General features: G+C 46.0%; 10 protein-coding genes and 3 tRNA genes. 12 read left to right on the top strand and 1 reads right to left on the bottom strand.

From position 1 onward, the window contains the following. Nucleotides 1-92: 92 nt before the first annotated feature. The 9 genes from KTG12_RS02440 to KTG12_RS02400 all read left to right on the top strand — a co-directional run bounded on the left by KTG12_RS02440 (nt 93) and on the right by KTG12_RS02400 (nt 8,848). On the top strand, nt 93-1,394 hold the full coding sequence (locus KTG12_RS02440; protein ID WP_005648961.1) for a phenylacetate--CoA ligase family protein: 1,302 nt from the start codon (nt 93-95) through the stop codon (nt 1,392-1,394). A 34-nt stretch (nt 1,395-1,428) separates the two neighbouring features. Continuing rightward, on the top strand, nt 1,429-1,854 hold the full coding sequence (locus KTG12_RS02435; protein ID WP_005643216.1) for a hypothetical protein: 426 nt from the start codon (nt 1,429-1,431) through the stop codon (nt 1,852-1,854). 13 nt (nt 1,855-1,867) lie between these two features. Continuing rightward, entirely contained in the window at nt 1,868-2,008 is a 141-nt protein-coding gene (locus KTG12_RS02430; protein WP_005638026.1) for a symporter small accessory protein, read from the top strand. Then, the gene (locus KTG12_RS02425) at nt 2,005-3,561 is read left to right on the top strand and encodes a sodium:solute symporter (protein ID WP_005638028.1); all 1,557 of its coding nucleotides are present in this window, start codon (nt 2,005-2,007) and stop codon (nt 3,559-3,561) included. Before KTG12_RS02430 ends, KTG12_RS02425 begins: the two co-directional genes overlap by 4 nt. 319 nt (nt 3,562-3,880) lie before the next feature. Further along, entirely contained in the window at nt 3,881-5,932 is a 2,052-nt protein-coding gene (htpG, locus tag KTG12_RS02420) for a molecular chaperone HtpG (protein ID WP_005638030.1), read from the top strand. Nucleotides 5,933-6,161: 229 nt separating this feature from the next. Beyond that, nucleotides 6,162-8,477, top strand: coding sequence for a patatin-like phospholipase family protein (locus tag KTG12_RS02415; protein ID WP_138272651.1), 2,316 nt, complete (start codon nt 6,162-6,164; stop codon nt 8,475-8,477). A gap of 75 nt (nt 8,478-8,552) precedes the next feature. Further along, nucleotides 8,553-8,629 (top strand) — tRNA-Arg (locus tag KTG12_RS02410). A 33-nt stretch (nt 8,630-8,662) separates the two neighbouring features. Continuing rightward, a tRNA-Arg gene (locus KTG12_RS02405) sits at nt 8,663-8,739 on the top strand. 35 nt (nt 8,740-8,774) lie between these two features. Beyond that, nucleotides 8,775-8,848 (top strand) — tRNA-Arg (locus KTG12_RS02400). 50 nt (nt 8,849-8,898) lie between these two features. On the opposite strand, the gene KTG12_RS02395 is transcribed toward KTG12_RS02400, so the two are convergent. Beyond that, the gene (locus KTG12_RS02395; RefSeq protein WP_227226218.1) at nt 8,899-9,078 is read right to left on the bottom strand and encodes a hypothetical protein; all 180 of its coding nucleotides are present in this window, start codon (nt 9,076-9,078) and stop codon (nt 8,899-8,901) included. Nucleotides 9,079-9,650: 572 nt separating this feature from the next. Between KTG12_RS02395 and KTG12_RS02390 the strand changes: the two genes are divergently transcribed. From KTG12_RS02390 to KTG12_RS02380, 3 genes are all read left to right on the top strand, one after another. Continuing rightward, a complete protein-coding gene (locus tag KTG12_RS02390; protein ID WP_155143982.1) occupies nt 9,651-10,706 on the top strand; it encodes a Gfo/Idh/MocA family oxidoreductase in 1,056 nt (351 codons plus the stop codon). A 108-nt stretch (nt 10,707-10,814) separates the two neighbouring features. After that, nucleotides 10,815-12,095 (top strand): serine hydroxymethyltransferase, encoded by a 1,281-nt coding sequence (glyA, locus tag KTG12_RS02385; protein ID WP_005638041.1) that lies wholly within the window; start codon nt 10,815-10,817, stop codon nt 12,093-12,095. Nucleotides 12,096-12,211: 116 nt separating this feature from the next. Then, a complete protein-coding gene (locus KTG12_RS02380) occupies nt 12,212-14,560 on the top strand; it encodes a family 20 glycosylhydrolase (protein WP_138272653.1) in 2,349 nt (782 codons plus the stop codon). Nucleotides 14,561-14,680: the final 120 nt, after the last annotated feature.

The following is a 14,680-nucleotide window of genomic DNA, read 5'->3' as shown; positions in this document are numbered from 1 at the left end:
AATCTGACCGGACTGATCTTTGATTTCTCCAAAATTAACAATACATTTGCAGTCTAATTTCATGAATCAAACACATTATAATGCAAAAAACGATGGAATATTGGCAGAAAGATATTGAAACCATGAATCGCGAAGATTTGAAAAAGCTACAGTTTGAGCGATTGAGAAAAACAATTGAAGCAGCCGGAAATTCTCCTTTCTACAGCAAAGTTTTCAAAGAAAACGGCATCACAGCCGACAGTATACAATCACTGGACGATTTGCAAAAGATTCCTTTTACGACGAAAGACGACCTTCGCAACAATTATCCGTACGGCATGGCGGCTATTCCTATCAAGGACTGTGTCCGTATCCATTCGTCAAGCGGTACTACAGGAAACCCAACAGTCGTATTGCATTCGGCCAAAGACTTGGACCAATGGGCTAACCAGGTGGCACGCTGTATGTATATGGTAGGCATTCGCGACACAGACGTATTCCAGAACACTTCCGGTTACGGAATGTTTACCGGAGGATTGGGATTCCAATACGGAGCTGAAAAATTAGGTTGCCTGACCGTACCGGCAGCAGCAGGAAATACCAAGCGGCAGATCAAGTTCATTACGGATTTCGGGACGACTTGCCTCCATATCATTCCCAGCTATGCTACTCGCCTGGCGGAAGTGATGTATGAAATGGGCCTCGATCCCCGTCGCGACACCAAACTGCACACCGTTTGTATCGGTGCTGAGCCTCACTCGGAAGAACAACGCCGCCGGATCGAACAATTGTTAGGCGTAAAAGCATACAATTGTTTCGGAATGTCGGAGATGAACGGCCCCGGCGTCGCATTCGAATGTACGGAACAGAACGGGCTCCATATCTGGGAAGATAATGTAATCGTAGAAATTATCGATCCAGTCACACTGCAACCGGTAAAAGAAGGTGAAGTCGGCGAAATGGTCCTGACGACCATCAACCGAGAGGCAATGCCTTTGCTCCGTTATCGTACCCGTGACCTGACCTGTGTCCTTCCGGGTGAATGTCCCTGCGGACGAACGCACAAACGCCTTGCACGTTTCAAAGGCCGTAGCGACGACATGATCATATTGAAAGGGGTCAACCTCTTCCCTATCCAGATCGAAAAGATACTGATGCAGTTTAAAGAACTGGGTAGCAATTATCTAATTACAATCGAAACGGTAGGAAACAATGACGAGATGCTGATTGAAGTGGAATTGAGCGACCTGTTTACCGACGATTACAGCGTTTTACAACGCTTGACAAAGGAAATCACCCGCCAGCTGAAAGACGAGCTGCTTCTGACTCCCCATCTCAAACTGGTCGCCAAAGGCTCCCTGCCGGTACAGGATGGAAAAGCTGTCCGGGTGAAAGACTTGCGTAAACTTTGCTGAACTCATAATTCATAAATCTAAAATCATAATCAACATGACAGTCAATCAGATTTCTATTTTTCTGGAAAACAAATACGGTAAATTAAGCGAAATCCTCGCTTTGCTGGCCGAAGAGAAGATACGAATCATTGCCGCAACGGTAGCAGACACATCCGAATACGGTATTCTGCGCATTATAGTCAGCGATCCGCAAAAGGCTTATAAAATCCTGAAAGGCAACAATGTCAGTGCAAACCTGACCGATGTGCTGGCAATCGTCACAAACTCCTGTGCAGGCAGTTTTGCCCAGACTTTGTCTTGTTTCACGAAAGCCGGTGTCAGTATCGAATATATGTATTGCTTCTCAGCCAATGAGAAATCAATTTTGATCTTACGGACGAATAACCGGGAAGCCGCTCGCGAAGTGATCCGTCGTCAGAATCTGGAATATATTTGTGAAAGTGATTTGATCAAATTATAAACAACAACAATACATGTTCGGAATAAGCGACCCTGGCATCTGGCTGGCCTACCTGTTAGCCCTCGTCTGCCTGTTTTATTCCATTTGGTTCGGAATAACCCATTGGAATAAAGACGACGAGGAGAGTACTAACCCACAACAGCCGGAAAAATGAGCACACTGACTTTAGGTATCGTAGTAATTATCTATATGTTCATCCTGGCTTGGCTGGGATATATCGGATACAAACAAACGAAAAATGCTAGCGATTATTTGCTGGGGGGACGGAAAGTAAATCCTGTTATCATGGCCCTTTCATACGGGGCAACCTTTATTTCCGCATCGGCCATTGTCGGTTTCGGAGGGGTTGCGGCCACGTTCGGTATGGGAATCCAATGGCTTTGCTTGTTGAATATGTTTATGGGCGTTGTCATCGCTTTTATCATATTCGGGCGGAACACCCGTAAGTTAGGCGAAAAGTACAATGCCCGCACATTCCCGCAATTATTGGGGTTGCACTATAATTCGCGTGCCATACAGATATTTATTGCCGCCATCATCTTTATCGGCATGCCTTTGTATGCAGCAGTCGTAATGAAAGGAGGTGCAGTGTTCATCGAACAGATGTTCCACATAGACTTGCATCTGGCACTGCTTATTTTCACGCTTATAGTAGCGGCCTATGTTATCACGGGAGGTATTAAAGGCGTGTTATATACGGATGCTTTGCAAGCCGTCATCATGTTCGCCTGCATGCTGTTCTTGCTATTCTGGTTCTATCGGGTGATGGATATGGGCTTTATCGAAGCCAACCGGAAACTGACGGAAATCGCCCCGCTTGTTCCTGAACGGTTTAAGGAGGTAGGACACCAAGGATGGACAGCCATGCCTGTGACTGGGTCTCCGCAATGGTACACCCTCGTAACCTCGCTGATCTTGGGAGTCGGCATCGGTTGCCTTGCCCAACCTCAGTTGGTCGTACGTTTTATGATGGTGGAAAGCACCAAGCAATTGAACCGGGGCGTTCTGATCGGTTGTGTTTTTCTGATCGTGACCGTCGGAGCCATTTATCATGTCGGGGCATTATCGAACCTCTTTTTCCTGAAAACAGAAGGCGTGGTTGCATCGGAAGCCATCAAGGATATGGATAAGATTATCCCGCTGTTTATCGACCGGGCAATGCCGGAATGGTTCAGTGCCGTTTTCATGCTCTGTATCTTGTCGGCAAGTATGTCTACGCTCAGCGCCCAGTTCCACACGATGGGAGCTTCTTTCGGGGCAGACATATTCCCTAAACTGGGACATCGAAAGAATGCCAACTCGACGATGGGTGTACGCATCGGAGTACTTTGCTCCATTCTGGTCAGTTATATAATCTGTTATACGCTGAGTGCAGGAGTCATAGCACGCGGGACAGCCCTGTTCATGGGGATTTGTGCCGCCACTTTTCTCCCGGCCTACTTCTGTTCCCTTTTCTGGAAAAAGGCGACCAAGGAAGGAGCACTGGCTAGTTTATGGACGGGGGCACTGGCAAGTTTGTTTGCCATGCTGTTTCTTCACAAGGCGGAAGCCGGAGCAGTCGGCTTATGCAATATGCTGTCTGGACGTGATGTTTTGATCGATATCTATCCCTGGTTCGCCATCGATCCGATCCTGTTCGCATTGCCTTTATCCACCGTTGCGATGGTTCTCACAAGCCTAATAACGTATAAAAAGCAAGAGATCTGAAGATATTAGATTTTATTAAAACCAAAAGAACAAAATTTAATATTTTATCTATTGACAATTATAGAAGTATCCGTACATTTGCAATGTGGTTTTTTCATAATAGTATTAGATTTAAGGTTAACAAAGTTGGTTAGGGGTTGTCGTGAGACAGCCTTTAATTTTTTATATACATTCCACTTCTTTCCCTCTCCATACTGATAACTTGTCAGTCAAAATGTCATTTTGTTTGTTTGGCATTGTTTTTGTAACTGAACATTGCGTAAATAATTATAGTTATAGGAAACAATAAGTATAACATCAAAATATTTTATATCGGATTATGGCAAAACAAGGAAACATCGGTGTTACGAGTGAGAACATCTTCCCTATCATCAAAAAGTTTTTATATAGTGATCACGAAATTTTTCTTCGTGAATTGGTATCTAACGCAGTTGATGCAACACAGAAGTTGAAAACACTGGCTTCTGTCGGCGAGTTCAAAGGAGAACTGGGAGATTTGACCGTACATGTCAGCTTCGATAGCAATACGATCAAAATCTCCGACCGCGGTATCGGTATGACTGCCGAAGAGATTGACAAATATATCAATCAGATCGCCTTCTCCGGCGCAGAAGAGTTCGTTGAAAAATACAAGAACGACGCAGCCGCCATCATCGGCCACTTCGGACTTGGTTTCTATTCTTCTTTTATGGTTTCCAAGAAAGTGGAGATCGTCACCAAATCGTATAAAGAAGGAGCCGTTCCTATGAAATGGAGCTGCGACGGCACACCCGAATACACATTGGAAGAGACGGAAAAAGAAGATCGCGGAACAGACATCATCCTGTATATTGACGACGAGAACAAAGATTTCCTGAACAAAGACAAGATCAACAGCCTGTTGACTAAGTACTGCCGTTACCTGCCAGTTCCCATCGCATTCGGAAAGAAGCAGGAATGGAAAGACGGCAAATATGTCGATACCGACGAAGACAATATCATCAACGATATCCAACCGGCATGGGTTCGTAAGCCGACCGATATGACAGATGAAGATTATAAGAAATTCTATCAGGATCTGTATCCGATGTCCGACGAACCTCTGTTCTGGATTCATCTGAATGTGGATTACCCGTTCCATCTGACCGGTATCCTGTATTTCCCGCGCATCAAGAGCAACATCGATCTGCATCGCAATAAGATCCAATTATACTGCAACCAAGTGTTCGTCACCGATTCGGTTGAAGGTATCGTTCCTGAATTCCTGACATTGCTGCACGGTGTGCTCGATTCTCCGGATATACCGCTGAACGTGTCCCGTTCTTACCTACAGAGCGACCAGAACGTGAAAAAGATCTCCAACCACATTATGAAAAAGGTGGCAGATCGCCTGGAAGAAATGTTCAAGAACGACCGTCCTCAATTTGAAGAAAAGTGGGACAGCCTGAAACTTTTCATCCAGTACGGAATGTTGAGCGAAGAAAAATTTTACGATCGGGCAGCCAAGTTCGCCCTATTGAAGGATGTAGACGGCAAATATTACACATTCGAAGAGTACAAAGCCCTGACGGAAGCCAACCAGACAGACAAGGAAGGCAACCTGATCTACTTGTACACAACAAATGCCAATGACCAGTACAGCTATATCCAGGCTGCAAAAGACAAAGCCTACAGCGTGCTGATCATGGATGGTCAGCTGGATGTCCATGCTATAAGCCAGATGGAACAGAAGTTCGAAAAAACACGCTTCGTCCGTGTGGATAGCGACACGATCGACAATCTGATCCGCAAGGACAATGTCAACAAGGTAACACTGAATGAGGACGAAAAAAATGCTCTGCAGGAGATGTTCAAAAGCCAGTTACCGAAGATCGAGAAGACAGATTTCATTGTCACATTCGAGGCGTTGGGAGAAAACTCAAACCCGGTCATGCTGACACAAAGCGAATATATGCGCCGTATGCGCGAAATGTCTGCCATGCAACCAGGTATGTCGTTTTATGGAGAACTGCCGGATAACTACAATCTGGTGCTGAACACAGACCACGAACTGGTTAAGAAAATCCTGAGCGAAGAAGAAGCGGCTTGTGCCGAAAAGCTGAATCCGATCCTTTCTGACCTGAAAGGCTGGAAAGCCCGCCAGTCCGACTTGCGCGAAGCCCAGAGCAAGAAGAAAGAAGAAGAAATCACTTCTGAAGAGAAGGAAGATATGACGAATACGAACAAAAAGATTGACGAACTGGTAGAACAGCGCAACAGCATCCTGTCTGAATATGCTGGTGGAAATAAACTGGTCAGCCAGTTAATCGACCTTGCCCTGTTGGCAAACGGTATGTTGAAAGGTGAAGCATTGAGCCAATTCATCAAACGCAGCGTTCAGATGATCGGTTAAACCGAAGCCGGAAAAAATAGCAAAAGGGTGTCAAAGTCCCCATTCCCGCACTTGATATGGGAATGGAAAGTTTGACACCCTTTCTTATTTTGACCAACGGCCGACACCAAGTTTCTTCGCAAGATTAACAAAACGAACTAATTTTATGTTGTATTTTATATATCTCAAACTCTTGTATTCTGAGAAATAACGACTACATTTGAATTCATTAAGCAGAGAAGATACAAGTATGAAAAAAATAGCTGTACTGACAGCCCTGTTGTTTGCGGCCTTACAAATAGGATATGCCCAGAAAGTAGGCTTGGTTCTGAGCGGTGGCGGTGCGAAAGGTGCCGCCCATATTGGAGTAATCAAAGCTCTGGAAGAAAACGGAATACCTATTGATTACATAACGGGAACATCTGCCGGCGCGATCGTCGGTAGTCTCTATGCAATGGGATATACACCCGAAGAAATGGTTGAACTGATGCTCTCCGAGGAGTTCAGCTACTGGCAAACCGGAACGGTGGAAAACGAATACAAATATTATTTCAAACGCCCCGACCCGACACCGGAATTCGGGCACTTTTCCATAGACATGACCGATTCGTTACAAGTGAAAGCCAGTTTCCTTCCACAAAGTCTGATCAATCCGATCCAGATGAATCAGGCGTTTATGGCCTTGTTTTCACAAGCGACAGCAAAAGCCGGCTGGAATTTCGACAATCTCTTTGTCCCATTCCGTTGCGTGGCCTCGGATATCTACAGCAAAAAAGCTATTATTTTCAAAAACGGAGATCTCGGAGACGCTGTCCGTGCATCAATGACATTCCCCTTCTTTTTCCAGCCGATCTGGAAAGATAGCGTCCCTATTTTCGACGGCGGTATCTACGACAATTTCCCGGTAGGCCCGATGAAGGAGGCTTTCCATCCGGACTTCATCTTCGGTTCGACTGTGGCAGGCGGTAACAACAAACCTTCGTCCAATCCTTATAACCAGCTTGAAACAATGATCATGCAGAAAACGGAATACGACGTACCCGAAGACGAAGGTATGATGATAAAATTTAGCTTCCCTACCGTCTCCCTGCTCGATTTTCAAAAAGCACGGGATTTGATGAATATTGGCTATAAACGGACGATGGCGATGATCGACTCCATCAAGGCGCGTGTCCCCCGGCGTGTGGAACTAAGCGAAGTCAACAAACGCCGTGCGGCCTATAAGCAAGGCCTTCCTCCGCTGATTTTCCAGAATATATATGTGACAGGCGTAAATGAATCGCAAAAGAAATATATTGAATCTCAACTCCATCGTGACATCAATCATGAGTTCTCGATGGAAGAGTTCAAGCGTGCTTATTTCAAAATGCTAACCTATTCCAAGATTAAAGAGATATTGCCCCATGCCGTTTATAATCGGAAGGAAAAGAAGTTCGACCTGTATCTTGATGTCAAAATGAAGGAAGAGATCACGGTTGGATTCGGAGGCAACATCTCCTCCTACCAGGCCAACCAACTGTTTCTAGGACTGGGATACCAGTATTTGAGACGATATGCCGCCGATGTAAACGCCAACTTCCAGGTCGGCAACTCGTTCAGTGGCGTGATGTTGAACGGCCGTATCTATTTGCAGACGAGAATACCGACCTACCTGAATTGGCAAGGCGTATTCTCAGACAAAAAATACTCCGAAAGCCAGTCTTTGTTCTACGAAGACGTACTACCGGCTTTCATCCACCAGAAAGAATTGTACACGAAGGTCAAGTTAGGATTCCCATTCCTGAATCGTGCCAAAGCCGAGATCGGTTTTGCTTATGGCCGGCTGAATGATTATTATTTCCAGACCTCCAACATGACATTCCCGAACGCGACCACCGATCATAGCAGGTATGATCTGTTTGCCGGTTCGCTCAGCATCGAGCGTAACTCGCTGGATTATAAACAATATCCGATCTCCGGGCGAAAACAATTCTTAGTGGCACAATATGTAACCGGTACAGAAAAGTATATGCCGTCTCCCATTACAGATATGGGCTCATTCGACCGGAAAGTCCATAGCTGGCTGCAAATGAAAGGTGAATGGGAACAGTACAAGACGATCAGTCCATATTTCAACCTCGGTTTTATGAGTGAACTAGTGCTCTCCAGCAAGAATCTGATGAACAACTATACGGCTTCCGTTTTGCAAGCACCAGCCTTCACACCGACGCCACATAGCCAGATTGTCTTCAACGAGGCGTTCCGCGCCAACCAATACGTGGCATTCGGTTTGTCACCGATCTTGAAATTCAGCAAGCTGCTGCACTTTCGCCTCGACATGTACGGTTTCGCACCATTATACGAAATAAAAAAAGAAGAAGTATGGAACAATAACACATACACGGCAATCCCCTATTACGGGAAATTCCTTCATTCTTTTAAATATATGGGAGAAGCAGCCCTTGTTTTACAACTGCCTTTCGCTAGCATCAGCCTGTATGCAAACGGATACAGCTATCCAGCTAAAAATTTTAATTTTGGCTTGAATATTGGTTATCTGATATTTAACCCAAAGATGCTTGATTAGTCAAAAAAAAGATACCGAAAAGGCTTGCGAATATAAAAGAAAGTGCTACCTTTGCACTCGCAATCACGAAATAATGGCCGCGTAGCTCAACTGAATAGAGTAGCTGACTACGGATCAGCCGGTTACAGGTTTGAATCCTGTCGCGGTCACCATTTCAAGATGAAGTTTAAACGAAAATGAAGATTGGCCGCGTAGCTCAACTGAATAGAGTAGCTGACTACGGATCAGCCGGTTACAGGTTTGAATCCTGTCGCGGTCACCATTTTAAGATAAAGTTTAAACGAAAATATAAAGATTGGCCGCGTAGCTCAACTGAATAGAGTAGCTGACTACGGATCAGCCGGTTACAGGTTTGAATCCTGTCGCGGTCACAAAAAAGAGAATGTTAATTAATAACATTCTCTTTTTTGTTTTTGAAAAATCATGAAAGTTCACTCTGCCCTTCACTATTTCCTGTTCCTGCATTCTTTTGCGCATCCATAAACTCCTGATGCAATTCATAGAGCAAGTCGATATCTTGTATGTCTTTCACCCCCAATATTTCCTGCATTAAGGCAACCTTCCCGTTTTCAGCGTCCGTGTACGACATCATACTTTTCATGTTTTTTAGATTATTTGAATTTATATTCTTCATATACCTCAAATAAACAGTCTTGTTTTTTACATTGTTCACAAACTGCTGATATTTTTTCACTTCAATTATTCTGCTGTCACTCTGAGTAGAAATATCAAATTAGCAATGTCTCAATTTTCTTACGGGAAGAATAAGGAACTGGCTTTGCATAACCTATTCTGAGTATCAAGACTGGGAATTCCCTATTGATCGGCAACCTATCTTGTAAAGCAGAAGCTAACGTCGTAATCTCACATGGCTGATTCAGAAATGCATAAGACATCCCAATCTCGGCAGCTTTCAATAAAAACGTGAGAGTTCACCTTACGTCAATACATTCTTTAAACGTATTCTGTAGCTACGATTTGTCTGCCGTTTCCCTATTTGGTAGAATAAAATATCTTCAATCATAATAGCATTATCAGCAATGCGAAATTTCCAAGGTTGCGTGTTATGTCCCGAAGGCATTAGAAACATAACTCGCTATTTGTTTTCTGTAAAAATCGTAAGCCATCGTAATCGATAAATTCATATCTTCGCAAAAATAAACTTTCATAAAAATGGAAAAGATAAAAACAGGATTGGCAGCCTTCGGCATGTCTGGACAAATATTCCACGCCCCATTTATCAGTACAAACCCAGCTTTCTGCCTGACAGCAATCACGGAGCGCAATAAGAATCTGTCGAAAGAGCGTTATCCTTCAGCCCGTATTGTGCGCAGTTTTGAAGAGCTCGTTGCTTTGGATGAGCTGGAACTGGTCGTTATCAATACGCCAGACAGTACGCATTACGAGTATACACGGAAAGCACTGGAGGCAGGAAAGAATGTGATTGTCGAAAAACCTTTCACGGCAACAGCAGAGCAAGGACAGGAATTAGTCGACCTCGCTCAGTCCAAAGGGCTGGCTATAAGTGTATATCAGAACAGGCGTTGGGATTCGGATTTCCTTACAGTTCGGGAAATACTGAATAAAGGGCTGTTGGGACGTCTTGTTGAGTTCGAGTCAACTTTCCCTCGCTATCGCAACTTTATAAAACCGGGAACATGGAAGGAAACCGGAGAGTTGGGCGGCGGCTTGACCTATAACCTAGGGGCTCATATAATCGACCAGGCTGTTCAATTGTTCGGTGTGCCAGATGCGGTTTTCGCCGATATCGACACCATTCGTACAGGCGGCATGGTAGATGATTATTTCGTGATCCATCTACTTCGTCCGTCTAAGGCGCCACGTGTCAAAGTCACCCTGAAATCCAGCTATCTGATGTGCGAACCAGAGCCCCGCTTCATCTTACACGGTACGGAAGGCTCATTCGTCAAATACGGCCTGGACCGTCAGGAAGCGGATCTGAATGACGGACAAATGCCCGGTACTCCCTACTGGGGAGTTGAAGACGAAAGTACCTGGGGACTTCTTCACACAGAGAAAGACGGCAACGTCGTCCATTACAAATATCCCAGTCTTGCCGGAAATTATACAGGATTTTACGACAACATCTACCGTCATCTCCGCCACGGAGAACCGCTCTTGACGGATGCCGCCGACGTATTGCTTGTCATCCGCCTGATCGAGGCAGCCTGGAAGAGCAGTAAAGAAGGAAATGTGGTGAAATTATAAGGATATTTCGATATTATTTATCCCTGCTATAGATTTTTTATCGTAAATTTGCCAACGATCCCCCCAAAAGAAGAAGGGGACTCATTGCAATAACCAATTTTACATGTAATGAAAAGAGACAATATCATTTTCGACATCATTGAGAAGGAACATCAGCGCCAACTGAAAGGTATTGAACTGATTGCTTCCGAAAACTTTGTAAGCGACCAGGTGATGCAAGCCATGGGTAGCTGTCTGACCAATAAATACGCAGAAGGATATCCCGGTAAGCGCTATTATGGAGGTTGCGAAGTAGTAGACCAGAGCGAAACTATCGCCATCGAACGGTTGAAACAGATTTTCAATGCAGAGTGGGCCAACGTACAACCGCATTCAGGAGCACAGGCTAACGCAGCCGTATTTCTGGCAGTCCTGAATCCCGGTGATACATTCTTAGGCCTAAACCTGGCACACGGTGGCCACCTTTCTCACGGTTCTCCTGTAAACAGTTCTGGTATTTTATACCACGCTACAGAATATAATGTAAAAGAAGACACCGGTCGTGTAGACTACGACCAGATGGAAGAAGTCGCTTTACGAGAAAAACCGAAATTGATCGTAGGTGGCGGTTCCGCTTATTCCCGTGAGTGGGACTACAAACGGATGCGTGAAATAGCCGACAAGGTCGGTGCCCTTCTGATGATCGATATGGCTCACCCTGCCGGACTGATCGCAGCCGGACTACTGAATAACCCGCTGGAATATGCCCATATTGTAACTTCCACAACCCACAAGACCTTGCGCGGTCCGCGTGGCGGCATCATCCTGTTAGGTAAGGATTTCGAGAATCCCTGGGGCAAGAAGACACCGAAGGGAGAGATCAAGAAGATGTCCCAACTGCTGGATTCCGCCGTATTCCCAGGCATACAGGGCGGTCCGCTGGAACACGTGATCGCCGCCAAAGCCGTGGCCTTCGGCGAAGCGCTGGAACCGGAATACAAGACCTACCAGGCTCAGGTAAAAGCCAATGCGGCTGCTATGGCAAAAGCATTCATGGACAAAGGTTACAAGATCATCTCCGACGGTACGGACAACCACAGCATGTTGATCGACCTGCGCAAGAAGTTCCCCGAACTGACCGGCAAGGTGGCAGAAAAGGCATTGGTAGCCGCCGATATCACCGTAAACAAGAATATGGTTCCGTTCGACAGCCGTTCGGCATTCCAGACTTCCGGCATCCGTGTCGGAACTCCGGCTATCACGACCCGCGGCGCTAAAGAACCGCTGATGGCCGAGATCGTCGAACTGATTGACACTGTACTGGCAGCACCCGAATGCGACAAGACTATCACGGCTGTTCGCGAAAAAGTGAACGGCATCATGAAGGAATATCCTATCTTCGCTTGGTAACACTATAGATTTATGATTTTTGATTTATAATTTATGCGGCACGGAAATAAATCGTAAATCAAAAATCATAAATTTCTTCCTTCTTTCTAAATCAATCAAATTACATAAATTCCAAAATGAAAACTTTTTTATCACTTTGTGCCGGCGCAGCATTTTGTATCCTTGCGTCGTGCAGCGAAGGGCCAACTAAACAAATGCCTTACAACCAGGGCATCAATGTAATCCCGACGCCGGTAAGCCTCGTCCAGAACGAGGGTAGTTTTAAACTAAGCAAAAACACAGCCTTCTCCGCCTCCACTCCGGAAGCTAAAACTGTTGCCGAATATTTTGCCGCCCAGATGAATCTTGCCACCGGTTACCAGATAACGGTCAGTGACAAGGCCGCCTCAAACGGCATTGCACTGGCGATCGACGAGGCACTGGATGTAAACGACGAAGGCTACACGCTGGATGTCACTCCGCAAGGCGTGACGGTTAAGGCTAAGACCCCGCAGGGCTTGTTCTACGGCATGCAAACGTTCATGCAGTTGCTTCCAGCCGAGATCCAGAGCCCGGCAGTCGTAAACGATATCGCCTGGACTGCATCCTGCGTGACAGTGAAAGACGAACCGCGTTTCGAATATCGCGGCATCATGCTGGATCCTTGCCGTCATTTCATCCCGGTAGAGAACGTAAAGAAACATCTCGACGTATTAGCTTTGTTCAAGATCAACCGCATGCATTGGCATCTGACGGACGACCAGGGCTGGCGTATCGAAATCAAGAAATACCCGAAACTGACAGAAGTCGGTTCCAAACGCATAGATGGCGAAGGAACGGAATATAGCGGTTTTTATACGCAAGACCAAATCAAGGAAGTGGTAAAATATGCAGCAGACCGTTTTATCACGATCGTTCCTGAAATCGAACTTCCGGGACACGAGTTGGCTGCAATCTCCGCATATCCCGAATTGTCTTGCAAGGGCGAACCGACCACCCCGCGTATCATCTGGGGGGTAGAAGACATCGTATTGTGTGCCGGAAAGGAAAAACCGTTCGAGCTCCTGCAGGATGTTTTCGATGAAGTCGCACCTCTTTTCCCCGGCGAATATATCCATATCGGTGGTGACGAATGCCCGAAATCAAGCTGGAAAGAATGCCCGCTCTGCCAGAAGCGCATCCGCGAGGAAGGTCTGAAAGCCGACAAGAGCCATTCTGCCGAAGAAAAGCTGCAGAGCTATTTCGTTCAGCGCATGGAGAAATACTTGTCCGAAAAGCATGGTAAAAAGATCATCGGATGGGATGAAATCCTCGAAGGCGGCCTCGCTCCTTCCGCAACCGTCATGTCTTGGCGTGGTGAAGAAGGCGGTATCGCTGCTGCAAACATGGGACATGAAGCGATCATGACTCCAGGAAGCGGTGGCATGTACATTGACCAATTCCAAGGTGATCCGAAGATCGAACCGGTTTCTATCGGCGGTTACGATCCGTTATCAAGAGTGTATGCATACAATCCGATACCCGATACTTTGGTCGCTACCGGAAAAGCTAATTTGATCAAGGGGGTACAAACAAATCTGTGGTCCGAATATATGTACAACACTGACCTATTGGAATACCGTGCCTATCCGCGTGTGCTGGCATTGGCTGAAATCGGCTGGACTCCATTGGCACGCAAGGATTATAAAGACTTCGAACGTCGCTTGGATAATGCCTTGGTCCGTCTGGACGAACTGAACATCAACTACCATATCCCGCAACCGGAGCAACCGAACGGCTCATGCGATTTTGTCGCTTTCACCGACAAGGCTTCTCTGGAATTCAAGACTACCCGTCCGGTCAAGGTGGTTTATACGATCGACGGAACCGAACCGACTCCGGAATCAACCGCCTATTCCGCTCCGATCGAATTCACGGAATCCGGCGTTCTGAAGATCCGTTCCGTATTGCCTTCCGGCAAGATGAGTAAGACTCGTACGATCACGGTTGAAAAGCAAGCTTTGGCCCCCGCTAAAGAGGTTGCCAAAACTACTCCAGGATTGGAAATGCAAGTGACCGACGGCATGTTTTTGAATTCTTCCAAACTGGGAGACGTAAAAGAATGGAAGAAATCGGTTATCAAGGATTTGCGTGAAATCACCAGTGTTGTCAAGTCAAGCGAATCTATGCGCGGTGTCAAACAATATGCTGCCATAGCAACTGGTTACGTCAACATCCCTGAAGATGGCGTTTACTACATTTCTTCCGACAACGAAGAAGTATGGATCGACGGCAAATTGTTAGTGAACAATGCAGGTGAAGTGAAACGCTTCTCCCGCCACGACAGTTCGGCTGCATTGTCGAAAGGCTTGCATGAAATCAAGGTGGTATTCTTAGGACATATCATTGGCGGCTGGCCCTCAAACTGGAACGATGGCAGCGTGAAACTTCGCAAAGCCGACTCCGACAAGTTTGTCAAGATCACTCCTGAAATGTTAGTACATTAATCAATGCGATACTAAACGGAAAAAGGCTGCTTCATTACTGAGGTAGCCTTTTTTATTTCATCCGGCAGGCATCCGGCAGTCAATGGATCGGCATCGGTTGGACGCGCGACCGGCATCGGT

The organism is Parabacteroides sp. MSK.9.14 (assembly GCF_019041495.1).
GTDB lineage: Bacteria > Bacteroidota > Bacteroidia > Bacteroidales > Tannerellaceae > Parabacteroides > Parabacteroides merdae.
The sequence above is the reverse complement of the archived record's forward strand: the minus strand, read 5'-3'. Positions and strand labels throughout refer to the sequence as shown.

Bases quoted from the DNA above. Each gene is read 5' to 3' on its own strand.
- KTG12_RS02390 (WP_155143982.1), top strand. From the start codon at position 9,651: ATGGAAAAGATAAAAACAGGATTGGCAGCCTTCGGCATGTCTGGACAA.
- KTG12_RS02415 (WP_138272651.1), top strand. From the start codon at position 6,162: ATGAAAAAAATAGCTGTACTGACAGCCCTGTTGTTTGCGGCCTTACAA.
- glyA (WP_005638041.1), top strand. From the start codon at position 10,815: ATGAAAAGAGACAATATCATTTTCGACATCATTGAGAAGGAACATCAG.
- KTG12_RS02440 (WP_005648961.1), top strand. From the start codon at position 93: ATGGAATATTGGCAGAAAGATATTGAAACCATGAATCGCGAAGATTTG.
- KTG12_RS02425 (WP_005638028.1), top strand. From the start codon at position 2,005: ATGAGCACACTGACTTTAGGTATCGTAGTAATTATCTATATGTTCATC.
- KTG12_RS02435 (WP_005643216.1), top strand. From the start codon at position 1,429: ATGACAGTCAATCAGATTTCTATTTTTCTGGAAAACAAATACGGTAAA.
- htpG (WP_005638030.1), top strand. From the start codon at position 3,881: ATGGCAAAACAAGGAAACATCGGTGTTACGAGTGAGAACATCTTCCCT.
- KTG12_RS02380 (WP_138272653.1), top strand. From the start codon at position 12,212: ATGAAAACTTTTTTATCACTTTGTGCCGGCGCAGCATTTTGTATCCTT.
- KTG12_RS02430 (WP_005638026.1), top strand. From the start codon at position 1,868: ATGTTCGGAATAAGCGACCCTGGCATCTGGCTGGCCTACCTGTTAGCC.
- KTG12_RS02395 (WP_227226218.1), bottom strand. From the start codon at position 9,078: ATGAAAAGTATGATGTCGTACACGGACGCTGAAAACGGGAAGGTTGCC.